This window comes from Thermofilum uzonense (genome assembly GCF_000993805.1).
Lineage (GTDB): Archaea > Thermoproteota > Thermoprotei > Thermofilales > Thermofilaceae > Thermofilum > Thermofilum uzonense.
On record NZ_CP009961.1, the window covers coordinates 563,764 to 589,990 of the forward strand.

General features: G+C 47.7%; 19 protein-coding genes and 1 CRISPR repeat array. Of the genes, 5 read left to right on the forward strand and 14 right to left on the reverse strand.

Features of this window, described 5'->3' with window-relative positions; genetic code table 11:
• Positions 1-34: 34 nt before the first annotated feature.
• Genes cas3 through MA03_RS02910 form a run of 5 tightly spaced genes read right to left on the reverse strand, consistent with a single transcriptional unit; the run spans position 35 to position 5,078 of the window.
• Complete coding sequence (cas3, locus tag MA03_RS02890; RefSeq protein ID WP_052883835.1) at positions 35-1,669, reverse strand: CRISPR-associated helicase Cas3'; 1,635 nt, start codon at positions 1,667-1,669, stop codon at positions 35-37.
• Between the two features lie 6 nt (positions 1,670-1,675).
• A complete protein-coding gene (locus MA03_RS02895) occupies positions 1,676-2,764 on the reverse strand; it encodes a hypothetical protein (RefSeq protein ID WP_191118705.1) in 1,089 nt (362 codons plus the stop codon).
• Entirely contained in the window at positions 2,754-3,563 is an 810-nt protein-coding gene (locus tag MA03_RS02900; protein ID WP_052883837.1) for a hypothetical protein, read from the reverse strand. Before MA03_RS02900 ends, MA03_RS02895 begins: the two co-directional genes overlap by 11 nt.
• A gap of 14 nt (positions 3,564-3,577) precedes the next feature.
• Complete coding sequence (locus MA03_RS02905) at positions 3,578-4,669, reverse strand: DevR family CRISPR-associated autoregulator (protein ID WP_052883838.1); 1,092 nt, start codon at positions 4,667-4,669, stop codon at positions 3,578-3,580.
• Between the two features lie 16 nt (positions 4,670-4,685).
• The gene (locus MA03_RS02910; RefSeq protein WP_052883839.1) at positions 4,686-5,078 is read right to left on the reverse strand and encodes a hypothetical protein; all 393 of its coding nucleotides are present in this window, start codon (positions 5,076-5,078) and stop codon (positions 4,686-4,688) included.
• A 139-nt stretch (positions 5,079-5,217) separates the two neighbouring features.
• Between MA03_RS02910 and csa3 the strand changes: the two genes are divergently transcribed.
• Positions 5,218-5,877: a CRISPR-associated CARF protein Csa3 gene (gene csa3 / locus MA03_RS02915; RefSeq protein ID WP_191118706.1), complete on the forward strand. Its 660-nt coding sequence runs from the start codon at positions 5,218-5,220 to the stop codon at positions 5,875-5,877.
• A 221-nt stretch (positions 5,878-6,098) separates the two neighbouring features.
• Positions 6,099-10,620: direct repeats of the CRISPR family, unit length 25 nt; unit sequence GTATCAGAAAAGAATGAATTGAAAG.
• A gap of 148 nt (positions 10,621-10,768) precedes the next feature.
• Here the strand turns inward: csa3 and MA03_RS02920 are convergent.
• The 8 genes from MA03_RS02920 to cas6 all read right to left on the reverse strand — a co-directional run bounded on the left by MA03_RS02920 (position 10,769) and on the right by cas6 (position 19,381).
• Positions 10,769-11,803 (reverse strand): hypothetical protein, encoded by a 1,035-nt coding sequence (locus MA03_RS02920; RefSeq protein ID WP_052883841.1) that lies wholly within the window; start codon positions 11,801-11,803, stop codon positions 10,769-10,771.
• Positions 11,800-15,006, reverse strand: a complete 3,207-nt coding sequence (gene cas10, locus MA03_RS02925) for a type III-B CRISPR-associated protein Cas10/Cmr2 (protein ID WP_052883842.1) — start codon at positions 15,004-15,006, stop codon at positions 11,800-11,802. The genes MA03_RS02920 and cas10 overlap by 4 nt, the downstream gene beginning before the upstream one ends.
• Positions 15,003-15,893 (reverse strand): type III-B CRISPR module RAMP protein Cmr6, encoded by an 891-nt coding sequence (cmr6, locus tag MA03_RS02930; protein WP_052883843.1) that lies wholly within the window; start codon positions 15,891-15,893, stop codon positions 15,003-15,005. Before cmr6 ends, cas10 begins: the two co-directional genes overlap by 4 nt.
• The gene (locus MA03_RS02935) at positions 15,893-17,080 is read right to left on the reverse strand and encodes an RAMP superfamily CRISPR-associated protein (protein ID WP_052883844.1); all 1,188 of its coding nucleotides are present in this window, start codon (positions 17,078-17,080) and stop codon (positions 15,893-15,895) included. Before MA03_RS02935 ends, cmr6 begins: the two co-directional genes overlap by 1 nt.
• Complete coding sequence (gene cmr5 / locus MA03_RS02940; RefSeq protein WP_052883845.1) at positions 17,073-17,537, reverse strand: type III-B CRISPR module-associated protein Cmr5; 465 nt, start codon at positions 17,535-17,537, stop codon at positions 17,073-17,075. The genes MA03_RS02935 and cmr5 overlap by 8 nt, the downstream gene beginning before the upstream one ends.
• Before the next feature lie 10 nt (positions 17,538-17,547).
• Positions 17,548-18,426 carry a type III-B CRISPR module RAMP protein Cmr4 gene (cmr4, locus tag MA03_RS02945; RefSeq protein WP_052883846.1) on the reverse strand — a complete coding sequence of 293 codons (879 nt, stop codon included), beginning with the start codon at positions 18,424-18,426 and terminating at the stop codon, positions 17,548-17,550.
• A gap of 99 nt (positions 18,427-18,525) precedes the next feature.
• Positions 18,526-18,687, reverse strand: a complete 162-nt coding sequence (locus tag MA03_RS08605) for a hypothetical protein (protein WP_191118707.1) — start codon at positions 18,685-18,687, stop codon at positions 18,526-18,528.
• 427 nt (positions 18,688-19,114) lie between these two features.
• Entirely contained in the window at positions 19,115-19,381 is a 267-nt protein-coding gene (gene cas6 / locus MA03_RS02950; protein ID WP_191118772.1) for a CRISPR system precrRNA processing endoribonuclease RAMP protein Cas6, read from the reverse strand.
• A 38-nt stretch (positions 19,382-19,419) separates the two neighbouring features.
• Between cas6 and cas1 the strand changes: the two genes are divergently transcribed.
• From cas1 to MA03_RS02970, 4 genes are all read left to right on the forward strand, one after another.
• Entirely contained in the window at positions 19,420-20,088 is a 669-nt protein-coding gene (gene cas1 / locus MA03_RS02955) for a CRISPR-associated endonuclease Cas1 (RefSeq protein WP_257719670.1), read from the forward strand.
• 316 nt (positions 20,089-20,404) lie between these two features.
• A complete protein-coding gene (locus tag MA03_RS02960; protein ID WP_052883849.1) occupies positions 20,405-20,653 on the forward strand; it encodes an AbrB/MazE/SpoVT family DNA-binding domain-containing protein in 249 nt (82 codons plus the stop codon).
• Positions 20,634-21,035: a type II toxin-antitoxin system VapC family toxin gene (locus MA03_RS02965; RefSeq protein WP_052883850.1), complete on the forward strand. Its 402-nt coding sequence runs from the start codon at positions 20,634-20,636 to the stop codon at positions 21,033-21,035. Before MA03_RS02960 ends, MA03_RS02965 begins: the two co-directional genes overlap by 20 nt.
• A gap of 416 nt (positions 21,036-21,451) precedes the next feature.
• Positions 21,452-22,327 carry a hypothetical protein gene (locus MA03_RS02970; RefSeq protein WP_191118708.1) on the forward strand — a complete coding sequence of 292 codons (876 nt, stop codon included), beginning with the start codon at positions 21,452-21,454 and terminating at the stop codon, positions 22,325-22,327.
• 501 nt (positions 22,328-22,828) lie between these two features.
• Here the strand turns inward: MA03_RS02970 and MA03_RS02975 are convergent.
• Positions 22,829-25,657 (reverse strand): DUF6259 domain-containing protein, encoded by a 2,829-nt coding sequence (locus MA03_RS02975; RefSeq protein ID WP_191118709.1) that lies wholly within the window; start codon positions 25,655-25,657, stop codon positions 22,829-22,831.
• Positions 25,658-26,227 lie beyond the last annotated feature (570 nt).

Genomic DNA, 26,227 nt, shown 5'->3' on the forward strand with positions numbered 1-26,227 from the left:
GGCGGCTTATAATAGGCGTATATTTCGATAGGTATCACCCGGGACAAACGAGTCCAATTTCTGGGTCATAGTCACACGAAACCTTGAATACAGCCCCTTCGCCCTCTACACCTCCACTCAGAACCATATCTAATGCGGCTTTGAGACTCTGAGGGCATTTCTCGCCGACACAGTGTTTTCTTATAATGTTAAAATCTACGGGGACCTTGAAGCCGTTACGAGACTCGGCCATGAAAAGCGAGCCGTCACGGACAAGACTACCCTCCTTCTTCAAGAGGAGGTCGAGCGCCGTCTTAGAGGCGGTTAACAGGTGTCCGAAAACGTACACAATGTGGTCTATATAGTCTTGGTCGACCCGTGCATCGCCCCCCCGGTAAACACTTGAGAGCAACCCCCCATAATCGATGTGAAGGTTGATATCCGGATTGTGTTCAAGATAGTCCCTTGTCCTCCTGACAAGGTCGGCGTCGTAAACCTTGTAATTTCCCCGTTTGTTACCCTCGATTTCCTCCTCCTCATACCAGACATAAGCGCATGTATTGGGATCCATGCAAGCCTCATTCTCTCTCCTGAGAAACCTGCCGAACCTCTGTATAAGCGAGCTCGCGGGGGCAAGCTCTGTTATTATAAGGTCACTCGATATATCCACCCCGGCCTCGATCGCCTGTGTAGCTACAATGATAAATTTACCGTTTGAGACCTGAGCGGCTTTTTTGATCATCTCGAGCTTCTTATTCTTGTCATCATTCGTAAACCTTGAATGCAGCAATACTTTGTTCGGAGAAGTTAGACTGCTATAAAATGCCACGGCGTCTTCCACCGTGTTAAATACGACAAGCGCCCTAGTAAAGGGAGCACTTTGAAGAATCCCCTTTATCTCCTCGTTTTTTCTCTGACTAGACAAGGACAATAGATTTATCTTGTATTTTTTGCCTCTTCTCTCCTTGATGAACCCGGGGTCCAGGTCCCCTCTAAAATCAATAACCTTTACGTTACCGGCGGCTTTGCCTAAATGACTTTTAATCTTACTCAAGTAAACATTGGGAAGGGTCGCAGACAAGAAGAACATGTTCGACGAGAAAACATTTAGACCTAGCTTTAGCAACGCAATCAACACGCTCAGAGACTTCGTCGTGTCGAATAGGAGGTGGACTTCGTCGAAGATCTGTGTAGATAGCCATGAGGAGCCCCAGCTGAACAGGAAATGGCCCATGCTAGTCTCACTATAGACTTTCGAAATGTCCTCAGGGGCCAACCCGAGGCTTACAAGAGTAAAAGTGTCGATTGTCGTCAAAACGACTGGGTGAACCAGGTAGGGTGACTCTCGCAGACCCATCATCCTTGCACCTACAATCCCTTCCTTGCCCAGCCATCTATAATAGGCAGCAAACTTAGACCTCTGATCCTCGATCAAACTCCGTAAAGGATAGCTAATAATAGTCTTGTAACCGCTCGAGAGATACGCATGGGACAACGCCAGTGAGAGAGAGGTTTTGCCGTATCCTGTGGGCGCGGAGACAAAGAAAGCATGGCCTCTGCCCTCTCCTGAGACTGGAGTCGTCTCGATTTCCTTAACAACGTATTCGAGGTAAGGCCTGGATGCAACAGCATGTGGAGTTGTCTCGCGTATAAATTGATTAACAATTCCTAAAGAATTAACAATTGACATGCTCGTTCACTTTTTTTCTTTTACGACGCGAATCAGCCGTGGAAACTCGTATTTACATGCCCTGAGTATCTTTTCATCCCTTGAAACAATGTCACGAATCGCTGAAATCTCACGGTTGTACTCCGACCAGAAAACAGGGTTTTGGGTTTCAGCATACATGTAGAGCTTTTTTACAGCATTATAGGCATGGTAGCCTTCACCCTTACTATCATTTCGCCTCATAAATCTTGAGAGATAGCAAGACAGTGATCGAAGAGACTCACGAACTTCCTCTACTAATGTATCGTTCTCGTATAACTTGCTTTGCAGGTTTATCTCGAGGGGGAAATCCATGTAAACTTTGTGAGTCTGCCCCTCTTTTGTAATTCTTAAAATCCTGAACCTAACAGAACCTACTTTTAACGACCCACGGCGTTCCTTAGCCAATCTTACAAGCTCACTGTTAAATATGATTCTAAGGTACACATACTCATCCATCCATCCTCCAATCTCATCCATAGCTTCTTTCAGCTCCCTTATAACAACGTTCTTAAATCCCATATATTCAGTGGGATTCTGTTCAGCATGACCATATGCGCTGGGAGTAGATAAGACAAAGTAGTGATCCATGCCCACGCGTGTCGAGAATGAGGAAAGGATTCCTAGGAGGAACAACAGGGCTGCCCTAGTATCCGCATAAGGCGTGATCTGATCTCCCAGGGTTCCCAGCTCTAATGAGGAGATGTTCTGGTATCTGTCCACCTTCATTATTTGCAAGCTGAGACCCTTCTTCTTGACTTCGCCAATTGGGGACTCGACAAACCCCTTTTCACCGTAGAGTTGAACGCGCCTTTCTAAGTCGAGCCTAGTATAGATGTCTGCGTCTTGATCCTCTGATGCGTCTAATAGACACTTGAGAAAACCAGTAAAGCCCTTTTCACTACAAAAGCTCTTAATGCTCTTGAAGTCGTTTCCGGAAAATATAGTGTTCAACAAGCCGGCCTTTTCCTCCTCCAACATTGCGTCTGGGGATTTCTCGAACAGGGCCAGATATCCCTCCCAAAACCATGAGACAACGATTGAGGGCGTCGGTGGAAAAACAGGCCTAAGTAGCAAGACCCACCACCTTCTCCTCCTGGCCTTCATAAATCACTGTATATATTACATACCTCCCCCCTTCCACGGAAACATAGAGAGGACTCTGTACACCACTAATCTCCGGAACGGGGACAAGGAAAGGCTTAACCTGGGAGGGGTTCATCAATAGCGTCTTGGCAGGTGAATCGGTTAAGACATACGGGTCGACATAGTACTCCCTGAAAGAGCCCGACGAACCAGAAAGTATGGTAACTCCTCTATCCTCTGGTACGGCTGTATAGACGAAACCCTCCTTATCAGTCCCGGCGATTTTCGCCTCCCAAACGTTGACTACAGCTACGGGGCTTTCTCGGCTACCAATCCTCCTTATCGCCCATATGTCGTCCGGGCTAAGCCTTTCACCCCCTCTAAAGACTATGTAATAACGTATCCTTGGAGGCTGCCCATCTATAGATCCAAGCAATGTGCTACCCTTAGCTGGCGCGTCGAAGCTCTTGTAGACATGCACGTCTTGCGAAGTCGGGTAGCTCACGCCTCCTCTCTGCCCGATGGCAATAACCCTTGACAGCGTCATGTACGAGATGGGAAAAGCGTTAATGGGTCTAAAAGATATAGCTACAAGGTCTCTTGAAAGCTCTATGATAAGCCTTACGCCATCCATCTCGCCGTATCTAAGTTTCCTGGCCAGTCTCTCAGCCAAGGCTCCTAAGACGCTTGTGGGTGGGGGGAACAGATATGAGGGTGGGGATTTACTCAGACCTGCAACCCTGCTCTGAAAACCCCAGAGGAATTCCACGTCAAAGACGTAGGCCTTCATCCTGGTCTCCGCTTCTACTTTACTCGGGAGATAGCCTCGTTTATCGCCTTTAGAACAGCCTCCTCCGGGCTGGAGTAGCAGTGGAGGTCCTTGATGTTGCATCCTCCCTCCACGTAGGCGTGGATTCTCGTCCCCCTGTTCGCCAGTTGGGCCTTAGCGGCAGCCCTAGCCAGGTAGTCCCCCGTGAAGCTGCTAGGCATGGTGAAAACATCGTCCGAGACGGCGATCCCGATCGACTCCCAGCGTATCTCCGCCGGGTTAAACCTCGTCCTCTTAGCTCCCACGGGGAAATCGAGCAGGAACCTTGCCAAGGCGCTCAGGGCGGTTTTAGACCTCTTTACTGGATCAACACCATTTACGGGCACTCCATACTTAGAAGTTATAAACGTGTGCTTGCCGATGTAAGTCGTATCAATATCGAAGGAGAAAGTGAAGAGCGCTGAAGCGACCTCGACATAGTAGATCATCTGGCCCGCAGCCTTACCTGCACCCTCTTGGGCAACGGAGACGAACTGAGTCCCTAGAGCGTACCTTGAGTGGAGTTGAGGATCGATTGACGAGAGCTCTAATACCTCGTAGACGGGCACCATGTAACCCGTGTAGAAGCTAGACGTCCTCTTTACATTGGGCTCCTCCGCGTAAAGGAAACCCCCGATGTCCTCAACCGCACAGCTCTGAATTATAGTACTCTCTATCTCCTCAGCGGCTTTAACCAAATCCTCTCCCGACGCTTTCTGAGACTTACCCCTCCTCCCCTTTGTTTCTTGGCCTTCCTCCTGCTCACCCTGCTGACTATTAGTCTTCGGGGGCTCCTTATTGGTTGAATACTTGTAGACTTCTTTATTCGTGCTTTTCAGGAAGATCCCCTTGCTGCAGAGAGGACAAACCTTTTCTCCAGCTTTAATCAACTCCTGAGCTAAAACCTGCTGGTAACTGTGAGCTATGCTCTCCCCAGATATTGCTGGTACGAAGAACGTGACATAGCGGTCCTGCTTCTTCACGAGGATCGGAACCTTCCTGTGCTTAACATAGTTCCCGACACTCTCAACCATGTTCATTGCTTCAGCCTGCAGCCACACCCTACCCCTAACAGACACGTAAACCATTCAAACCACCCCAGGTTTAACTTGAGGCCCCAGCACCAGAGCTTTCACCTTGCCTTGCCTCCTCACGGGACTCGAAGTAAGATATTAATCCCGCCTCTGCCAGTGCCTGAGCAGTTATAGCTGATAGCTCCTCCCTCAGCTTGGTCACGTCGTCCAGCCTCCTGATTTCCTCTATCTCGGCCTCTAGCTCAGCGTAATTTACGTACTGAGACGCCTCTTTCGCTTTTTTAGATTCAAAGCCTCTGTTAACAAGGGACTGATAGTCCCGGAGGGCTTCCCTTATGTAGTAGAGGGCGAGGTCACGTGAAACGGTCTGAGAGAGCTTATCAATATATGTGAAACTCCCCTGCTCGACGTGCAAGATGGCAAGAACGCGTGAGAGATTTTTAATTGGGGGCCGTTTGCTCATACGTATTCCATTCCATTATCCAATATAAATGGTTTACCCGTTAACAAAGATATATAGCATGTAAACGCATCCTTGACGCTCAACATAAGCAAAGAAAGAATTTTAGCTATGTAAGATCAACTAAACGTGGAAGATGGAAATGAGGAAAACATACATATGCTCACTAGGCTTCGACGCCACAAGCATCGTCAGGCTAATAGGCGAGAAAGGCCTAACAGCCAACGACACCATAATCCTCGTCACGACCACCCACACGCATCCGAGAGCGGAGACAGCCATAAAGAGCCTGAAAGACTTCGCTGAAAAGCTAAACCCGAAGTCCACCATAGACGTAATACGGATACCGGAAACAAGCCTAGAAGAAAGCCTCCCAGTACTTGTCCAGAGAATAAGACAGGAAAAGTCGAGAGGCTCCAATATAATCGTAGACATATCTGGAGGACCGAAAAACATAGCCGTAGCCCTCTACCTTGCAGCCGCGCTAGCCCCAGCCGACGAGGTACACCTGACATCGGAGGTCACAGGCGAACGAGTACACCTACCATTAATACCAATACACCTCCTCCTAACACCCAGACAGCTGAAAGTCCTAAGCATGCTCCCCGCAACTCTCACAGAGCTCTCCCAGAAACTCCAGGTTTCAAAGCCCGCCGTATCCCGCCTAATGGCAAGGATGAAGGAGAAAGGACTCGTCACCATGAACAAAAACAGGTACGAGCCCACCCCCTGGGGCAGAATACTCCTATATACACAACACCACCCGGAAGCAGCAAAGGAGGATAGACCACCTATAAACTGAAATCCCCGGGCCACATTCCTCCTCACAAAACAGACATCCTCGAGAGGAAAAAGGCCAAAAACCATCATTTTCCCGGGGTTTTCTTCCTATGTAATATCACGATTATTTCATAATTAAAACAGTGTTATTTCCTGTAAATTCCCACCAAAACCGGATAAAATACAACCATTAAATAGGAAAAAATTAATATTTATCCCCAACCACAAATAGAACTGGAAGCGGTATCAGAAAAGAATGAATTGAAAGGAGGAATAACTCATGCAGTGCAACCTGCACCGGTGAGTATCAGAAAAGAATGAATTGAAAGTCCGCGAGCGTTCCCGTTGAGTCGGGGGGTGACAGAGTATCAGAAAAGAATGAATTGAAAGTTACACCGCGATAAGTAAGACAACAGACTTTAGCACGTGTATCAGAAAAGAATGAATTGAAAGTTGACTACGCTCGCTTTATCGTATTCAGTCCACATGGTATCAGAAAAGAATGAATTGAAAGCATTACCCGCTCTATACGCCTTTGGTGCTAGGTATATGGCTTGTATCAGAAAAGAATGAATTGAAAGAAGCGATGAGAGGTTGCCCGCGCTACGGTAGCCCGCCTGTATCAGAAAAGAATGAATTGAAAGTCACTCTCGATGAGTTTGCAGAGACGGCAAAGTACCACGTATCAGAAAAGAATGAATTGAAAGTTCCGGTCTCCAATGTACTCGGGCCGTATGGTTCTTCACGTATCAGAAAAGAATGAATTGAAAGTCCTATACATCATCTACATGGTATCGGGAAGACTAATCAGTATCAGAAAAGAATGAATTGAAAGTCAATGGGAATAGTCTGAGGCTGTGAAGCGGGCTCCTCGGTATCAGAAAAGAATGAATTGAAAGTCAATTTCGCCTCAACCACCATAAACATGTCGTGTATCAGAAAAGAATGAATTGAAAGACGAGTAACAGTCTTGTACGACAGGACGCCCGGGAGCCCGGTATCAGAAAAGAATGAATTGAAAGCTTCTTTTCGCCACGGGTACTCCCCCCTTTTAATACGTGTATCAGAAAAGAATGAATTGAAAGCTCCCTGCTTGAGCCGGAACTGCTCGGGCAAGCCCTCGGGTATCAGAAAAGAATGAATTGAAAGTACTCTCCAAGGAGATACCTGAGGCATTAGAGCTGATACGTATCAGAAAAGAATGAATTGAAAGCATATCAATTCAAATATCAATGACTGTAGGTCAAGTCTGTATCAGAAAAGAATGAATTGAAAGTCGAGCCTGATTGGTTGTTTTGGGTGTATATCACAGCTGGTATCAGAAAAGAATGAATTGAAAGTAATCCTCTTTTCTAATTCTCAATCCTTTATACTCGGGTGTATCAGAAAAGAATGAATTGAAAGTTATTTTTTCCTATTGGAGAACACATATAGCTATAGCATATGTATCAGAAAAGAATGAATTGAAAGTGTATAAGTTGTTCTTGCGTCTCATCTGTGGTTCTCAATGTATCAGAAAAGAATGAATTGAAAGCTTTCCTTGAAAAACCTGACGAGTTCAGGAAGCGGGTGTATCAGAAAAGAATGAATTGAAAGTATCGTGTTGCAAGATGAGTAATATTCCGCTACTCGTGTATCAGAAAAGAATGAATTGAAAGTGGCGAAAAAGCCATGGCAAGAAAAAAGCAAAAGGAAAAGTATCAGAAAAGAATGAATTGAAAGTTTTCACCAAACCTAAAACCGTCAAAGGGGCTTATAAGTATCAGAAAAGAATGAATTGAAAGAACGATGGTACGAACTGGGATTACACTGGTGCTAGTGCTAGTATCAGAAAAGAATGAATTGAAAGCTGCTATTTTCTCATGTTGTTCTTTTTCTAACATCTCTTGTATCAGAAAAGAATGAATTGAAAGAGAAAGATCACGGGGCGCACCGTTGCGCTCCGCTGCCACGTATCAGAAAAGAATGAATTGAAAGAAAATTTTCCATCCATAGTATGTTGCGTCCTCGCTTTTTGTATCAGAAAAGAATGAATTGAAAGGGTATTGTAGCTTCGCTGCTATGGATTCAATCGCGACGCGTATCAGAAAAGAATGAATTGAAAGTTATTTTATCTAGAGCGGAAAACTATACCTCTATACCCCGTATCAGAAAAGAATGAATTGAAAGACACTGGGAGAACTACCTTGAGCGTGCCCTGAGTGTATCAGAAAAGAATGAATTGAAAGTAAAGATAATTATGTAATTTTCACCGTCATAATCAAAACTGTATCAGAAAAGAATGAATTGAAAGAGAGCAATGTGCGCCGCCTCATGAGCGAGAACTCCGAGTATCAGAAAAGAATGAATTGAAAGCGGAATTATAGACTTCAATTGCTACTATTGCAAATTGTATCAGAAAAGAATGAATTGAAAGCACTTTGTGACAGTCCTGTAGTCTTTTCACCCGTTATTAAGTATCAGAAAAGAATGAATTGAAAGCGGATATAGCATGGAGCCCCTACATGACCCGCAGGCCCCTGTATCAGAAAAGAATGAATTGAAAGATAATTTGCCCTTTTTACTAGTTTTATTTCCGTCATGGGTATCAGAAAAGAATGAATTGAAAGACGGGAACGCTTGACAGGTCCTCCTCCCTGGTCCTCCAGTATCAGAAAAGAATGAATTGAAAGTTTGTTGTCATGCTTGTTCATGATATTGTATGCAAAATGGGTATCAGAAAAGAATGAATTGAAAGAGGTCTCCGGCAAGTGCGACTGGGAGGAAGGCCTTCACGGTATCAGAAAAGAATGAATTGAAAGTGATCCACGTGAGAGTATCGCACCCGACGCCGTAGTTGTATCAGAAAAGAATGAATTGAAAGCAGCGTGAGAGGTAAACGTCATTGTACTCGTCGAGTATCAGAAAAGAATGAATTGAAAGTTAATGCCATGCACTTTAGCCAAATGCCTTGTTAGGACTGTATCAGAAAAGAATGAATTGAAAGAGGGGTCGCAGATACATTTTAAGTTACGGAGTTTTTTACGTATCAGAAAAGAATGAATTGAAAGTCGTACTTCGGCGTATACATGGCCCTGTTCGCGGGTATGTATCAGAAAAGAATGAATTGAAAGACGCCCTTAAAAACCCGTTAAAAAATCTTCAACCCCCTATGTATCAGAAAAGAATGAATTGAAAGAGAGCGACGGCACGGTACAACCCCTGGAGTCAATACGTATCAGAAAAGAATGAATTGAAAGAGATTTTGCTAGCTATATAGTTTTTTCCCTTAGCTATATGTATCAGAAAAGAATGAATTGAAAGCGAACAAGCCGGCCACGAGCAGGAAGACGTCTATGGGTATCAGAAAAGAATGAATTGAAAGCGTTGACGTGGATATTGACGCTGACTTGATTAAGTCACGTATCAGAAAAGAATGAATTGAAAGTTCATCCGTTGTGTACGCTGTATATCTCCAGTATCCAAGTATCAGAAAAGAATGAATTGAAAGAGAAATCCCTTGGAGAGGCCTACCCGCACGTCAAAATCGTATCAGAAAAGAATGAATTGAAAGACATTCGCAATAACGTATTCATAGTCGAGGCTGGGACGGGTATCAGAAAAGAATGAATTGAAAGAATAGCCACCGAGTGCTGGGCTAGGCGTGGCAGGTTCAAGTATCAGAAAAGAATGAATTGAAAGCACAGAGGAGGCTTTGATAATACAAAACCGTAATACTTTGTATCAGAAAAGAATGAATTGAAAGCTAATGAGAAACATATGTTATTAGCTATAGCATATTAGGTATCAGAAAAGAATGAATTGAAAGATAGTAATCTCTCATTCACTTCATGACAAACACGTTTTTGGTATCAGAAAAGAATGAATTGAAAGGCACCTTCTCGTTTAACAGTTCGACGATTGTCTTACGCGCGTATCAGAAAAGAATGAATTGAAAGTTCCTCCCAGTGGTGATGCCCACTGGCTAGCCGTCGTGAAGTATCAGAAAAGAATGAATTGAAAGTCCGGCTCCGGTTCCGCCTCCGGAGCCAGGGAAAGGAGCTGTATCAGAAAAGAATGAATTGAAAGCGATAACGTATTCATATACTGCTTCTTCTACACTATCAGGTATCAGAAAAGAATGAATTGAAAGCGTTCTTCCCAGCTGTAGGGTGGTTCCGGCTCCCATAATTGTATCAGAAAAGAATGAATTGAAAGCGAATAACTCGAAGGCATCCTTGTACTCGTACTTCTTGTGTATCAGAAAAGAATGAATTGAAAGATGGTCCGAATTCTAGCTGTGGTATTCCATTTTCGTTTTGTATCAGAAAAGAATGAATTGAAAGACGTGCGAGCACGCGTGCCACGTAGTCGGTTGACGGCGGTATCAGAAAAGAATGAATTGAAAGCAGTTCCTCCTCTTCTTCTCCCTCAATTTTGTTACGAATGTATCAGAAAAGAATGAATTGAAAGAGGTAAAAATCGAGAAGAGGGAGGTGAAGAAGTGTATCAGAAAAGAATGAATTGAAAGTTCACTATGAACTGGTGGGGCGGCCTCGGACGTTGTAGGGTATCAGAAAAGAATGAATTGAAAGGTAGCTCTCAGAAATTAAAACAAAGATATCGCGTGGCAGGAATGTATCAGAAAAGAATGAATTGAAAGAGGACTATGTGTTCTTGTTCAGACGTTTTTGCTTGCATGTATCAGAAAAGAATGAATTGAAAGGCTCGAGCTGTCTTCTAGCCCATAGGAGGAAGTAGGTATCAGAGAAGAATGAATTGAAAGTTAGCTAGATCAGCTTTGATGTATACTCCTTTATGCTTTGTATTAGAAAAAATGGCTTGAAAGCGATGTCTACGTGGTGAAGGGGCGGGGGGTACGTCTTTCTGTATTGGAAGTGTATGTGTTGAAAGGAGTTTTTGCTGTTTCTCTGCTAGGTCGGGTTTAGGGTTATTTTTAGTATTGAGGCGTATCCTGCCCTTAGTAGGGTGAGGTAGGGGTGTGGGAGGTTTTTTGCATCCTTGGTTGTCTTCTTTAAGTGTATTATTGTTCCTGGTGGTAGTGCGGGTATTATGGGTCTTCTGGTTTTTAGTACTTCGCTGTAGCCTAGGCCTAGCCTGACTACTCGTAGCTTTGCTGGCTGGCTGGGGTTGAAGCTGGGTAGGCCGGCTATGTCTTTGGATGGATTGTCGAAGTATTCGAGGCCTACCAGGTCTTTGCTGGGGAGGTAGACTGGTGTGTTTTTCGTGGGTATTAGGGGCCAGAAGCTGGTGATTATGTAGGGGCCTGGTTCGGCTGTTAAGGGGCTTTCCAGGTGGACTTGCTGGTGGTCGCCGGTGACGCGGATTGTGGCTAGTCTTCCCTCTCCCCCGAGCCTCACGGCTGTTTCGAGTGGTGGTATGTCTGGGGTGAGCTTGAAGATGAAGTCGACGCTCAGTGTCTCGCCCTTTTCGTCCGTGTAGTAGACGAGTCCCCGGCGGAAGGTGTAGCCGGGCTCCACGACCCTGTTTGGGGTGTTTGAGACGGTGTCCTTGAGGGCTATGCCGGGCTGGATGATGGTCTTGGAGTAGCCGACTATGTATTTTGGGCCGATATAAAGTGTACGTCCATCGAAGGTGGCTTTCTGCAGGGCTTCCAGGGCTACGAGTATTGTCTGCTCCCCGGCGTGGACTGGGAGGGCGAGGACTTGTTTTTGCCCCTTCCTTATCCTTATTACGGGGCCTAGGAGTACGGGCTGGTTGTGGTTTGTGGACAGCGCGTCTACGAGGGGGGTGATTCCCATTAGGGGGTCTCTTGTCGCCGCCTCCTTGTCTATGTGGATGGAGAGAGCTGCTCCAAGCATGCCCAGCACTGTGGAGGGCTGGGGTATTCCTATGACGGTCTGCCTGCCCATGTAGAGTGCTCCATGGTAGATCGGGGTTGAGGCGGTCCTAAATGGGCCTAAGGGTGTTATTATGAGGGTCTTCATGGTATCACCCTTAACAGCTTGACGAGTTTCAAGTATTCTAGTAGGAGGGGTTGTAAACTGTCATGGGTTTGACTGAATATAGAGTATAATTGCGTGTACCAGCGCCCCCCTCCGTACAACTCTTGGATTAAATCGGCGACTTTAAGAGCGGTTTTCTCCTCGTCTTGCTTGATTTGAATGTTCCTGGCGGCGATGTACGAGGCTAAGCGTCTCATGCTTGTCCCATTTAACGGTAAGAGGGCGAGGACTTCACCATAGGATCGCGCGAAGTCGTCTGGCAGGCTACTCGATACGACGTGGAGCGTGAGGGCGGCGTAAAGGCGTGCAAGGCTTTCCATGACTTCCACATCCACAGGTATTCTTCTACCGTCATCCAGTACGCTCATAGGGAAGACTGCTCTAACAGCTGACCTTGAGGACGTGAAGACGACTGTGTCCTTGTACCACTCACTGCCGTCTTTTTTCCAGTGCGCCTTCTTCGCGTCCTCCTCCAAAGCTAGCTGTGTCTGAGAGATCTCATCGCTCATGAGGTCGAAGAGGCTTGCTACCCGGACGGAAAGGCTCCTGCCTGTAGGGATCGCAGATACTAGGGGTAGCCCGTTTACACGGTGGAAGAAGTTCTCGCCACGGTAGTTCCGCCTCAGGATCAGGGTGGCGGGTAGTACGTCTACGGGTGCTAGAGCTACTACGTCGTCGCCTCCGGCGAATATCAGTGCTCCGTGCAGGTCTTTCTTGACCGTGACCACGTCCTTTAGAGAGGTTATGACTAGGGCTAGGGTTATGGCCGCCTTCAATGTTGGGGAGTTAACAATCGCGTTCGCGTCAGCCAGGATCTTGTCGAGTAGCATGTACATCTTTCGATAGCTCTCCTTCACGTCTGCAAGTGCCTTGGACGTTAAGGGTTGTCCCTTCTTCTCGATGAGGTCTACGATGCCGGTGTAGTACTCGGTGCGTTTTAGTGGTAGGCGTCCGCTGTGAAGCATGCCTATGCCGTCTGCGTCCCCGTAAATTATGAGGTACCTCGTCCTGACCTCGAGTATTTTGCGTACTACGTCTTCTCTCGCCTCGGAGACCCCCATCAAGTTAGACAGGAAGGACATGTATGCTTTTGAACGCCCTAAATCCTTGAGGAAAACTCTCGCAACGTGATCGTACCGGTTTTGATGCTGGTCCCGGACGGCGAGCCAGACGCTCTCTGAGAGCCTGGCGAGGAATTCCTCGAAGCTTAATTGAAGCTTTGTCCGTTGTACAAGGATGGAGTGGGCCATGTCGAGGTTTCGGGTCATTCCGCCGTTGGGGCCAAAGGCCAACAGCACTGCGAGTTCAGAGGAATCGTTCACCCGGGGGGCCTCGATCCTTAGAAGCCCAGCAAGTTTCATAGCTACCTTGTCGAAATCGACAAGACTCTTAAGCCTCGAGACGTAGAATTCCAGGGCTACGTCGTCGGTAGACTGGAAGCTTTTCTCTCGTTTAGCGATGTAGACGGCTCGCTTGAGAATACAGTATGGGCCGAGTGCCTCGCCTGGCTTAAAGTAATAGTACAGCTTTTCGGCGAGTGTTTGCAATAATTGATTGGGTTCTCCCTTGAGGGTCTTGCAGAAATCCTCTAGGATTTGGCTTAGATCTTCGGGGTGGAAAGTTAACTCGAAGCCTTTGAAACTCTTCCTGAGCCTTAGAACAGCGGGTTCAACGCCACATTGAGTGCAGGGAATCCAGTCCTCATAGCTCTGAGAGTAGATGGGCCTAAACGCGGCGTCCTCGAGGATCCAGAAAGTCCTAGGGACAGGGGTTGACGTGAGGGTCGGCCTGCGGGAAAGCCCTTCAAGCGAGGCGTGGAATACAAGAGTCCTTGCAAGTTCTTCTACTCCATCCAGGCCGAGTTTTGAGGCCTGGGGGTTTAGCCCTAGATTGGTGCAGGCTTCGGCACTGCCCTTTAGGCAGTCGATTATCTCGCCATATATTTCCTCGACGTCAACTATGGAAACGCGTACACCTGTCGGAGGCTGTGATATTATGTCATAGTAACGCTTTAGAAGTCTGAGTGGTAATAGCTTGGCGCAGCCTTCGACGCTCGTATCAGCTGCTTGGGTTTGGGCGTCAGCCTGGGCTACACGTTTCGAAGGCTCCGTCGTTATCTCAGCTAATATCTCGTCTACTATCTCCTTCCAGGACTCCTGGAAGAGTTCTGTGATCCTGCTAGCAACGCTTTCAGGCGTGTCTGTCCAGTGAATGCCCTTGGGAAGAACCAGGAGGAGTGTTGCCGGGATGATGGGTTGTTGAATCCATTCCTCTAACTCTAGGCTAGCGCCTGTAAGCCTCTCGATTAGCTGACCCGTAATCCGTTCAACCTGCTTTATCACGTCATCGGCTTTCTCACCGAGGTTTTCTCTTAAGATTCTCGGCAGGTACTTTAAGAGGAAGTATGGATTCATCCTTGGGGTGGGACTTATGAGCACGTCGGGGCCGAACTCGCTGATGAGTTTTTCAGCGAGCCTCCACATGACGTTTGACAAGAGCCAGCTACCAGCCCAGTAATCACCTGTCTTCCTCGCTGGGTCTATGAAGGAGTGGACTCCGGGGAAGTCCACTAGAACAAGAAAGCCCCTTATGGGCTTGTCTGGTGTTGGGTTGGCTACGAGGTTGACCATGGAGGCTGTAGCGTACAGGTGGTCGAATATTGTGTGGGTGGGGACCCTTGTATCGGCTAGGGTGGGCGGGAGCTCCTTAAGATAGTATAAGGGCTCGTAGAGGGCGTAGAGGAGCGTATAGGCCAGCCTAAGCCTGATATCGTCTTTGTCTTGGTTCACGGAGTCTAACGTCTGCTTTATGATTTTCTTTAGTTCTTCTATTACCTCTAGGGTTTTCTTCTTTGCATCTTGAAGAGGGATTGAAGGTATGTCCTCGCTGATCCTGGTGTCAAAAATGTTGGCGATTGAGTCCAGAGCAATGGCTCCTGTCTCGTAGTAGGGGCCTAGTACCCAACGATCGAAGCCCGCAGCTATAACGTCGGCGTTGTTGGCTATATTCTCGAACTTGTCCAGGTCGCTCCCCTCTAGCGGAATCTGCGCGAGCAGAGCTTGCCTGAGCAGCCTAGCTTCCTCCTTGTGGTTGACGCGTTCTCGAATGCAGAGGGACTTGTACGGTGGGTCGTGGAGTAATGCTTTGAGCTTTATAATGAAGAGCTGGCTAGGAGACGTGCTCATGCTTTCGTCACCTTTTTCTCAATCAGGCTGACCTTTACGTAACCATAGCCTAGGCTCGTCTTCGCTCCCAGTCCTTGGCTGAGAGCCATGCTAATCGTGTTTGGTAAATCCGTGAGTATACACTCCGGGTTTTTGCTGGGTTTGGAATCCATGGCCATGACCATTGCGAAAGTCACGCCTTTAGCAACCGTGGGGTATACTATGGGTCTGGGCTTCACGCTGGTTTCGTCGATCCTCCCTTCTAGCTCTACATAATGTGGGGTTATAACGTCTGGCTCCAGCAGTGCTTTATCAACCTTCACTGGCACCGCGTCGAAGAAGATAAGCAAGCCCTTGTAGTCCTGGTTCCCGAGAAGTTGCTCAGTGTCGATCCCGCAGAGCTCCTTCCTGTCATGGGATCTAATGAATGCTCTAACGACGCCCTTTAAAGTAGAAGAGGGTATGTAGGGGAGGTTCAGCAAGGGATGCCATGCAAGCCCAATCTCCAACGGCATATAGGGGTTCTTCGTGTGGACGATGAGCCTGGAGTCCGTTTTCACGTCGAAACGGAAAACAAAGTCGAAGAGCTCGCTCGCGAGCTTGTAGACCTCCTGAACCCATTGGGAAGCCTCACCGAGTAACGGCGCGATTTTATCTGGGCTGAACTCCTGGTAGAGGCTCTTGGAAAGGCTCTTCGAGAAGCTCGTAGTCAGCATTTCCAGCGGTTGTCGTTTAGACGCTTCGTCCCTTCCCGGAGTAAGGGAAATCTTTCCTTCGAGGTCAAGTATTGCGGTCTCGGTTAACTTTCTTGTTATGAAGGAGTAGATGTTCGAGTTGACCCCGTACTTCTTTAACTCCTGTTTGATGAACTCTTCCAGAGGAATATGCTTCTGATGCCTACTACTCATTAAGGCCACACCCCGCTGGGGCTCGCACCTAGGTACTTCCACAGCTCGCCGAGCGCGTCCCCTAGGGCCTTTGCGATGAGTTTCTCGTCCACCGTCAGCTGCTGACTCCCGGCCCCGACCCACTTGAGCTTCGCCGGCCAGTCCGCCGAGGCGAACACTGAGATGTAGGCTCCCCCGCCGAAGATGTGTCGAGCTCCATGGTAAGCCACGAAGATGGGGGAGGCCCTCCGCTCCGCACGCCCCCCTATGAAGTACCCGGTTCCCTTCTGGCTCCTCGGGAGGCCCAGGATCCAGGCCTCTAGGGCGGCCCTCAGCGGGTCCTGGGACCTGGAGCTGCCGGTCAGTTTTCTGCTTCTCTCGCTCCTCACGAAAAAGTTGTGGAGGTCGACCCAGTTGACCCCCTCGACTCTGTACAGCGAGAAGGGCTGCACGCCTGCGACTTGGTTTTTGGCTACGGAGGGCACCGGCGGCAGGCCTCGCCCCTCGCGGGGCTTGAGTTCCGCGTGCCGCCCAACGACCTCCTGGGCGAGCTCGTAAGCCTCGTCCAAGAGGGATCTTAGGTTCTTCCCGACGGTGAGGCCCTCGACCCTGACTACGTCCAGCGAGCCCAGTCCCTTCCTCGACGCCTTGCCGACCCCTGAGATGCTGAGCGCCAGGAGAAGCGCCCTGAGTGCCAGCTCCTCACCCTTCCTGTCCTCTTTCGACGCGCCTGGGACTCGCTCAACCACGAGCCTAAAGGTTCCTCCCTCGAAGTACCGGACGGACTTCCTGCCGAGGGTCAGCAAGGCCAGCCTCTGCAGCCTAACCTGCCTCCCTCTCACGGTGATGGAAGGGCCATCCGTGCTCTCCACGCGGGGCCTGCGCACGACCTCCACCCTTAACCTGAACCTTGAGACCGCACCCTCGCCGCTCCCCCCGGCGTAGCCCAGGCCCATATCCCTGCCGACTATCTGCGAGACGACGCCTACCTCCTGCTTGGTGGGCCTCCTCACGACGTCGCCGCCCGGCTCGCCGCAGAGGAGGCCGAGGTCGTACAGCGCGCCCGCCACGAGCGCCCTCGCGAACCATCTCCACACGCCCTTGATGCTCGTGGGCCTGAGGAAGTTCAGCTCGTCGACAAGCCCCGGCTCGTAGTGCCCCACGAGGGCGGGCGTGCTCTGCTCGAGCTCTATTACGAGGCTACTCATGGATGTACGCCTCTGCGAATCTTTTCAGCCATATTGCCATTCTAGCAAGGATTTTCTCGGCGTATGTGTTCCCTTGTAGTTCCCTGATGGCTTCACTCAACTTGTTTGAACTGAGGATCCCTGTCTTCTTTAAAACGTATAGGAGGAGTGAGCCGTAAATTGCGTATCCCTTATCATCACTCTTTTCAACGCCGAGCTTTTTAGAATAGTCATGGTCCTCGCATATTCTCGTTATTTCCCCGACGTCCTTCACGGACAACGCTGTCTCTAAAGCGTAGGCGCTGCTACGGGCGGCTGCCACGCTGATAACATAGCTCGCCCCGCTCGTAAACAGGTCAGATATCATGTTCCTTGCTCTCGCCCTGAAGCTGCTTTTCACATCTTCACTGCATTTGGTGGTGACTGCCTCGACAGCGTTAAGGGCGAGCTCCATAATATCCTTCTCGCTTATGCTCAAGGCGACTCACCTAGGCGTCTACGAGGTAAAGCTTTAAGAGACCCTTGCCTAGCGTTTCGTTGCCTCCAAGCCACAGAACTTTATTTTTCAAGTTGTTGTAGAGCCAGTCGCAGGGTTCGCTGCATGCTTCGTTTTTAAGGAGTGGTCGACAGATCAAAGCTGTGAAAAGTATGGTCTCCTGGGGGATGTATTCCTCTAGCCATGGTCCTTGATCAACGGTTTTATCGTTTTCGTTTAGCCTTACCCTATACTGTATGAACATTCCTCTTCGCACGAGGTCAACTATTAAATCATCCTCAACTAAAACTACACCTCTACTCTTCACGTGAGCTAGTAGCTCCTCTGGCAGGATTTTCTCGAACAAAGATTTAGGGAGGTTTTCGTCGATTTTTATATCTTTTACGTCTAGTTCGTTTAATATGGCTAGCTGACCGTCAAGAAGTATATCCTTCCGAGAAGTAGCCGGGGTGCTTATATTCCTCAAATTTTGAAGTAGTTGGGTAGCTTTATCATTTTTCCCCAAGGCTTCAAGGTAAGTTGCCAGGTAGCCGATGAGGTGGGAGCTCGTCGCATATGTCCAGATACCCTTGAGACTTCTTGTTGGAAACAGGAGTAGCCTCACATCTAGGAAACTGGTTAGAGAGGAGTGCTCGTGTGCCTCTGTGGGGGGTGGTCCCAGCGCGAGCTTGAGGCATGCATTTGATTCTTGAGTCCTCGAAAGCATTGAGCGGACCGCCCCTTTTAAGCTACTGGCCCATATGCAGGGAAAACCAAACTCGTCTCGTTGTACGGGTTGATCGACGAAGTCTAGGGCTCCTTTTGCATAGCCTGGGTGGGTGGGTGTTACGGCTTTAAAAAAGATGAGGCTCTGTTTAAAAGTGGCCGCCATACAATTTATTTTTGAGAGCCTGATTTATTTAAAAATTTCTACCAAAAAAGTTTATAGTGTACATTTTCTATTTAATTTGTAATAATTCTAGAGCTAGATTCATGAGATCTGCTCAACATCATGGTCTTCTCGTATGTCGCGGCTTCGAATCAAGGGTTTCGCCCTACATGGCATTGTCCTGTCCTTGTCGACGGGCATCAAGCGTTCAACTTTCCTAAGGCTTCCCGTGAATGGTTTCCTGGGTTTTCCCGGTTCGGTCACTTGGAGCTAAGGGTAAAACTTACACCGTTATATATCTGTGTTAAGTTGTGGTAAGCGCGATGACTATCAACGATTGACGAACGTGTGTTTCTGGAGTGGGTTGGGCTCGTTGGGGGATTATCGGGGGATTATCGAGTGTACACGGCTCAAAAACCAATCAAGACAAGGATACTGTTCTTAGAATATATGCCACCAAGTAATTACATTATTAATGTAGTTATATCAGGTAATTATTGCATTAGTGGGGAGAGAGCTCTCAAAGGATGCTTATTGTAAAGAACTTGTTTTTAATCCTCTTACAGTCTGGAGGTAGGAGCAAAGACGAGTGAGTTGCCTCAAATGGATCCTCTCTTCTATGCAATGCAACCTTTGTGAACATTAGGCTGGCGTGGGGACATTTATGTCGTAAATCTTGTCGTTAATTACTCTACCGATCGAGGCCTTTACTACTAGTCTTCCTGTGCGGTCTGGCAGGCTCAAGGCTTACGTGGCCGAAGCCTATGCTCCTGGACTTTCCTATCCCGAAGCGTAGCGCGAACGCGAGCAGCTTCTTGAACTCCTGTGCGAGCGGGGAATCAGTGTCAAGAAGCTCGTACATCACGTAGCCCGTGAAGCCCCGCTCCGTCACGCTCCTCCCCTCGTTGACCGTGTACAGAATGGTCTCAGGCCTTACCCTGTAGTCGAGCTCCGCCAGAGCCCTGTACGCCCACTTGAAACCTGAGGTGGAATATTATTCACGCGATAATAGAGTCCAAGATCCGCAACCAGGCCGGGCTGCTGAGATACTATTCTAAGTCCCTCGAGCGCATCGATTTAAAGAACCTGGCAAACGAGATACTCTCGACGCTAGAGGAGCTCCCGGAGGTCCTGGGAAACCCGCAAGCTGTGCTGAATCTCGAGGCAAGGGTGGCACAGATCTACTGGGGCGGTGTTGCAGAGCTCCTGCCACGGGAAATCGTTTTCGACGGGCGTGACCATGAGTCATTGGATCCCTTTAACATCTCCTTGAACTATAGCTACGCGCTTCTATATTCGAGGTGTTGGCGTGTCCTCGTGTTGGCAGGCCTGGATCCCTACGCCGGCTTTCTTCACACCGACAGGAGTGGTAAGGAGAGCCTTGTATATGACTTTAGCGAGATGTTCAAGCCACTTGCTGTCGACAAGCTGCTTATCTCGATGTTCAGGGAGGGTTGGAGGCCTAGAATCGAAAACGGGCTGATCTCTCGGGACTCGAGAGCCGACCTTATAGCACGCTTTTCTGAGTGGATGGGGAAGAACGCGAGGCCGACAACGGGCGAGGCTTGCACTCTTGAACAGGCAATGAAGAGGTGGGCTTTCAGGCTTGCAGGCTATCTCAGAGGGGAGTCCAAATCCTTCACGGGGTTCGTAGAGACATGGTGAGAGTAGTAGTGGTCTATGATATAAGCGAGGACGCGAAGCGCCTCAGGCTGGCAGACAAGCTGAAGGGCCTGGGGCTCTCCTCACTCCCGCGCGCAGCGCCACGGCCTGGCCGAGCGCCGGCAAGCCGCTTTAGCTGCGCACCAAGTACTACGTAAGTGGCCTCAGCTCCGGCCGGGAGCCCCAGCTAGCGTGGGTGGCGCTAGCTGACGGGGTTCTCGAGGGGGCTTGGTGGAGCCCGCGGAGTCGCACGCTCGCCAGAAGGGCCCCCTTCATCCGACAAACTTAAATATTCTGATAGAAATGCTTGTCTGAGAGTATGGGCGAGGCGGAGGTTGTCAGGGTGGGGAGGAGGTACACGGTGGTGGTGCCGAAGCGGTTGAGGGAGAAGCTGGGGCTGAGGGAGGGGGACCTGCTCAGAATCCGTATAGAGAATGGAAAGCTTATACTCGAGCGCGTCGCCGACCCCTTCAGGGTTCTGGAGGGAGTCATCGGCGAGCCGTACAGCGAGGAGAGGGAGGAGGGGGAGGCTGAGAGGTGGCTGCTCAGTGCCCATCGCCGACACTGAGGTCCTCTTCGCGATGAACCCGAGGGACGACAGGCACGCTAAGGCGCTGAGAGCCCTCAGGGTCAAGGGGCTCAGGGTGCCTGACACCGCCCTCCTGGAGTTCCAGGTGGTGCTGAGGGCCCGCGGCAGGAGGCCGGAGGAGGTCGCCGCTGCGCTTGAAGCGCTCGGGAGCATCCTGGCGGCGCACCGCGTCCCGGAGCTGCGCACCCTCGGCCTAGGGTTGCTCGTGAGGCAGGCAGAGATCGAGAGGTCGTACGGCCTGAGCTACTTCGACAGCCTAATAGCGGCGTCGGCTCTAGCTTACGACGGGGTCGTGATCTCCGACGACGCAGCGTTCGACAAAGTGCCAGGCTTGAGGAGGATCCCGCTTCGCGACCTGTAGCGGGCCAGGGGCACTCCGCAAGAGCCTCCTGCCTCGGCTAGTCGAGGAAGCTGCCTCCGGCCAGGCGCCGGTGTTTAAGGTACTTATTTTTATGATGGAAACGGTCTCAGTCCTGTTGGGGCCCGGTGCTGTCTGCAAGACGACTGTCGCGACCCTGCTCGCGTACTCGCTGACTTGAATAATACTCTTCTTAGAGTCAGGCTGAGGATTAGACTAAGTCATTTTCAGCCCCCATCACATGGAGACTTAGTCTTGAGAAATATTTATTAATATTGTAAGTGAGGCGATGAAATTTTCAAAAAAATTTTAAGGAATCTTATTGATTTTGCATGGGGGTTTGCCTTCGTCATTGTTTCGAAAAATTGAAATTTATTCCGTGTTGGTATAATTAATTTAGTAGGGTGAGCTGGCTGGCGATGGGCCAGACCAGTTCGCGGTGGAGGAACTGGCTTCCTAGTTCTATGGCCGCGAAGGAGTATGGGTTGACTTTTGACCAGATCGAGTACGGCATTTTTCTGGGGCTTATTGAATTTAGAAATATGGGTAATATGGGGAAGCTTTTGAACAGGGAGGATGTTGAGAAGAATCTGGGTTTCCTCAAGAGTTTACCGGGGAGGATATGGTTTTACAAGACGGAGGTTATGAGGAAGTACCGGTTAACCAGGAATCAAATCGATATGGCTTTAGAGGCTGGTTTGGTGAGGTACAAAGTCGTTAAGAATCCCCATTATAAGAGGCTGCCTGCGGTGAGGCTCGTTATTATGGATGTAGAGGAGAACCTGGAGAGGATAAGGGCTTTTCCTAAGTATACTGAGAGAGAGGTTGAGAGGAGGAAGGTTTATGCTGAGCGTTCTAGGCTGAGGGATGAGTTGGAGTTTTACTGTCCTAGGTGTAAGAGGTCGATAAGGCCTCCAAGGGGCTCGAGGAGCTTCGAGGATGCATGGAGTGGTTCATTGACGCGTGAGGAAGCTCTTGAAAAACTCATCATAGCACACTATAGGCATTTGCATACGGATTATGACTCTGCCAGGAACGACGTGGATCGGTGGGTTAAGCCTGAGGAGGTTAAGAGGCTTACAGGTGTTTACAAGAGTTTTAAGGAGTTCCTGGCCTTTTATATCGGTTGGAAGGAGGAGATGGATCGGGAAGAGAGGGAGTATTATATCGCGATTATAAGACAATTGAGGGGAATCGCTACGGAGCGTGCTAAAAGGCATTTTAGCTATGTTGCTAGAAAACTGGCAGAGGAGGATGGGCTCCTAAAGCCGAGAGAAGAGAATAAATCTGCCTAGGTGGCTTGTCTTCCCGAATCTCTCAGATATACTCGAGGTTCGATATAATGTCTACGAATCATAAATGTTACCAGCCTGATTCACTGCGAGGAATAGTCTTTGCATAGAGACATCAGGATATTGGTAATGTTGCTGGCTAGAGGAGGCTCAGGCAGTCATCGAGTTAGGGGGCTTGGAGATGAGTCGCTGGGGAAATGAAATGGAATATAATGTATATTTTATGTTAAAATTTTTCTTTAAAACGCCGAGAACGGGAAAAGAGGTCCATGTTATAACGTGTGGAATCTCTTTGCCCTGTAATTTTTTCGATGCTGCAGCTACTCTGCAAATTATAGAGTAAGACTTGCATGTTCCGTGCTTTTACGGGCGCGGATTTGGGGCTTAATAGTTTTTCCTGTTTCGAGCATTCTGGCTAGAAGGTCTAGAGTGATGAGTAGTTTTTGGGTTTAAGATTAATTTGATAGATGTGGGGGAAGGCTTGGAAGGATCAAAGGGTTGGAGTTAATTTTTTCTTGAGGAATAGCGGAAGGCTATGATAGTAGCAATCGTAATTAAGATCGTAATTAAAGTGATTAAGGATATAAGTGAAAATAATCCTGTATAGTCGATTTTCCAGAATACTCTCAGGTTCCTAGGTCTATCTACTTTGAGTAGGATTAGACTCATATTGAGAAATTCATCTTCTTTGGTAATTCCCTCTACTCTATCAATTACATATCGTACGAGGGGATCTCCCTGTATTTTTGGTGCAATTAATCTAATGGCAGCTACGCTTCCATAGTCATACCAACCTGCTCCCGATATTTGTCCAATATTGGTTTCCACGCTAATGTAGTATTGTTTTTTCCAACGGGCTTCCACGTTCTTTGGACTATCGACCTTTAATTCGAGGCGTGTCTCATTCGAGAGTAAATTACCGTCCTCGTACCATCCTTCGAAAACAACGCGTGTTCCATTCCCTACAAGGAATTCAGGAACGGGGATAGTTAGGGAGGCAAGACTACCGGCTTTATACCATCCTGTTCCGTTTATTGATCCATATGGCGTCGATACGTTGACGTGGAATTCTTTTGAGTAGAGCGCTGTCAAATTTATGGGTGAATCTAGTTTTAAGCTTAGATTCGCCGCGATATGCTCCCAGCCGTGCCTTTCACCCTCTATTATCCATCTCTCAAACTTATACCGTGTGCTCTCATCAACGTTATGAATCATTTGGGCTTGGAATTCATAAAATTTATTCCTTTCTAGAATTAATAAGGTTGGGTTTAGAGGACTTATAGAAGATTTATTTACAACTAAAACCATCCCGCCGGGCTGGGTTGATAAATACACGGGCACTCTCTTCTCTGTGAGACGCAGCAATATGATATCGTTAGGATTTAGAGTAATATTTGTCATAAAATCGTTTGACGCTTTTCCAACGAATCTGGCACCTCCTAGCCGTTCTTCTATTACAAATGCTTGTGTTAGATTGTATTTGGATAGATCTATTCGTAACTTTATTTCCACGCTTTCATCTCCGATGTTCACAAAGACGAAGCCTATTTCACCCATAGAATTCTTCCACGCTGAATGTAGTATGGCTGGTGTTACGGTTTCCTTTAGCTCAGTGGGGGAGAGATGCCATGAAGGGTTCTTGATTCTGATAACGGGTGTTGTAAAATTAAGAGGGGTTATCATCTCGCCATAAACCAAGAAGTCTTTTGCTATCTTATATCTAAAAGTAGTTGCCCTTTTAAAGAAAAGGACGATCGGATTTATTTTTATTAACTTTGACATTCGCTCATTAAGTGACGGTAGCCTTATTTCTAATGGTTCTCCCCACACGAGGGAAGTCGCGAGTGCCTTGATAGAATATGATATCTCGCTTGAGCTCATGCTCCATCCGTGGACATAATGTCCCCATGAAGAGATGTACTTATGATAGACGTATTGGAAAAGTGGGATTGCTTCACTACCAGTAATTTGCCAGAACCAGTGTGTTGCGTAAAGTTCAGCAACGTTGCCTCGGGAGTAAAACCTATCAAGGAATGGTATGTATAATTCACAGATCTCCTCCGATGAGAAGACAACTTCAGGGTTTATCTTTTTGGCTTCCTCTCGAATCTCTTTAAAGAGTTCTTTAAAAGCTTCGAACCACCACTTACCGTAGCCTTTAGGGTGGTCATGATTTTCGTGGACGCAAGGATAGGGTGGGTCTATAAGACTTCCATCAAGATGCACGTGATCGACTCCATGCCTGACTAGTGTGAGAGCGATTTCCTTAACGTAGCTCCGCCATTCCGTAGAAGCTGGACACATTAATCCCTCCAGTGTTCTATCCTTTAGCTTTATCGCGTACTTTCTCATTTCCTTATAGGCTTCCAGCTCGGGTGAAAAGTAGTTTGTAGAGATGAACACTGATACTTTACCTCCGGCTCTGTGAACACCATAAATCATACTATCGAATGCATCCCAGCCCTCAATTGGTGGGAAGTAGTCGGGTATTAGGGTAAATGTCCCATGTTTTTCCCAACCCCACACTTGCATTATTACTGGCATTCCAAGAGTTTTGATTGAGTCTTCAGCTAACAAAGGAACTGTATAGAAAGGAATTTGACTAGCCCATCCTTCAGAACCAGGTGTATATAAGGATGTTGAATGTATCGCCGATGTCTCAAGGAACCATGAAGGAGTCGAGCGTTTTAAGGCCTCGACACACCACCATTGATTCTCGGCCCAGCTCTTGTAGATTTCGGCAGCGACATGCCAGTCCCCGAGAAATACGCCGACGATAACGCTGTAAGTCAGGTTAAGCGATTTTTCGCCGTAAGGCTGGTAGTGTGTCACAGCCATATTCCAGTCATTCATGCTGAATCTATACACCGAGAAACCCTTGACATTGCCCTCTGTGTCATTTGTAGCCAGGTACAGGCCTCCGAGGTGTATGTTGTAAAATGCCATGAATTGCATTGAGACCCAACCGCTAGGATATAATTGCCAGGGTATCCCAGGTTGAACTGGCAAATTCTTCCATGGATTACGCATGAGAAGTCCGGTTAGTGAAGGATATACCAGGAAATCATCTTCTCCGTTATCTCCTATATATGTTAGTCCAGAAATTATAGGAAAGGTGATGGAGTTTATGTCGATATCGTACTCACTGCTTGTGGCCTCGATTCTCCAGTAAGTCAATGGCGAATTATCTAGGATCGTTATGGAGGCCTTCACGTGTATATCGAGAAGTCTCTCTTTTGGAACATTGTCGCCACCTCGAAATCCATTCCATGTCATTATTAGGATTTTACCCCCCGGAGTAGACATGATTTTATAGGAGAAATCTATCGCCATGAATGTGTGTGTTCCGCTGGGACTTATATAGAAAAGAACATGAGGACCTTTTTTAAATTCAGGAAGAAACGACACGTCACTCAATTTATTTTTAATTTGAGCTATTCCTCCTTTATCTTTCTTATCAAATTTTATCTCGATAAAATTGTTTCCTATTAAGATCCAATCCCCATAGTCATATGCGTAAGAACCACCTTGACTCTTTTCAAACTGTGCAGAGGTAAGTGTGACATTAATTAGAAGAACAAGGATCAGATACCATATACAAATTTTTTTTATAAGAAATTCTAATTCTTTTACTAGGATGCGGTCTTTTCACTCTAGGAGCCCCGACTATCCTACTTTCGTCATTCATCTTGGCGCCCCCGCCCAAATGATCATTACTTAACTTATCGAAAACACACCTATGACCTACAATATCTAAATGAACTTTATCAGTGGAAGAAACTTTTGCCATACATTTTTTTATTTTTCAAAATCAGTTTATTTAATATTTTTCTAAAATATCTAGAGAGTTAATCTTCCTATAATTCGCAGTCATTTCAGAGTAGCATTAGTCACAAATCTCTC

Excerpts from the sequence above, each read along its gene's own strand:
- cas3 (WP_052883835.1), bottom strand. The coding sequence starts at position 1,669 with ATGTCAATTGTTAATTCTTTAGGAATTGTTAATCAATTTATACGCGAG.
- MA03_RS02900 (WP_052883837.1), bottom strand. The coding sequence starts at position 3,563 with ATGAAGGCCTACGTCTTTGACGTGGAATTCCTCTGGGGTTTTCAGAGC.
- MA03_RS02905 (WP_052883838.1), bottom strand. The coding sequence starts at position 4,669 with ATGGTTTACGTGTCTGTTAGGGGTAGGGTGTGGCTGCAGGCTGAAGCA.
- MA03_RS02910 (WP_052883839.1), bottom strand. The coding sequence starts at position 5,078 with ATGAGCAAACGGCCCCCAATTAAAAATCTCTCACGCGTTCTTGCCATC.
- csa3 (WP_191118706.1), top strand. The coding sequence starts at position 5,218 with ATGAGGAAAACATACATATGCTCACTAGGCTTCGACGCCACAAGCATC.
- MA03_RS02920 (WP_052883841.1), bottom strand. The coding sequence starts at position 11,803 with ATGAAGACCCTCATAATAACACCCTTAGGCCCATTTAGGACCGCCTCA.
- cas10 (WP_052883842.1), bottom strand. The coding sequence starts at position 15,006 with ATGAGCACGTCTCCTAGCCAGCTCTTCATTATAAAGCTCAAAGCATTA.
- cmr6 (WP_052883843.1), bottom strand. The coding sequence starts at position 15,893 with ATGAGTAGTAGGCATCAGAAGCATATTCCTCTGGAAGAGTTCATCAAA.
- MA03_RS02935 (WP_052883844.1), bottom strand. The coding sequence starts at position 17,080 with ATGAGTAGCCTCGTAATAGAGCTCGAGCAGAGCACGCCCGCCCTCGTG.
- cmr4 (WP_052883846.1), bottom strand. The coding sequence starts at position 18,426 with ATGGCGGCCACTTTTAAACAGAGCCTCATCTTTTTTAAAGCCGTAACA.
- MA03_RS02960 (WP_052883849.1), top strand. The coding sequence starts at position 20,405 with ATGGGCGAGGCGGAGGTTGTCAGGGTGGGGAGGAGGTACACGGTGGTG.
- MA03_RS02970 (WP_191118708.1), top strand. The coding sequence starts at position 21,452 with ATGGGCCAGACCAGTTCGCGGTGGAGGAACTGGCTTCCTAGTTCTATG.
- MA03_RS02975 (WP_191118709.1), bottom strand. The coding sequence starts at position 25,657 with ATGGCGATAGATTTCTCCTATAAAATCATGTCTACTCCGGGGGGTAAA.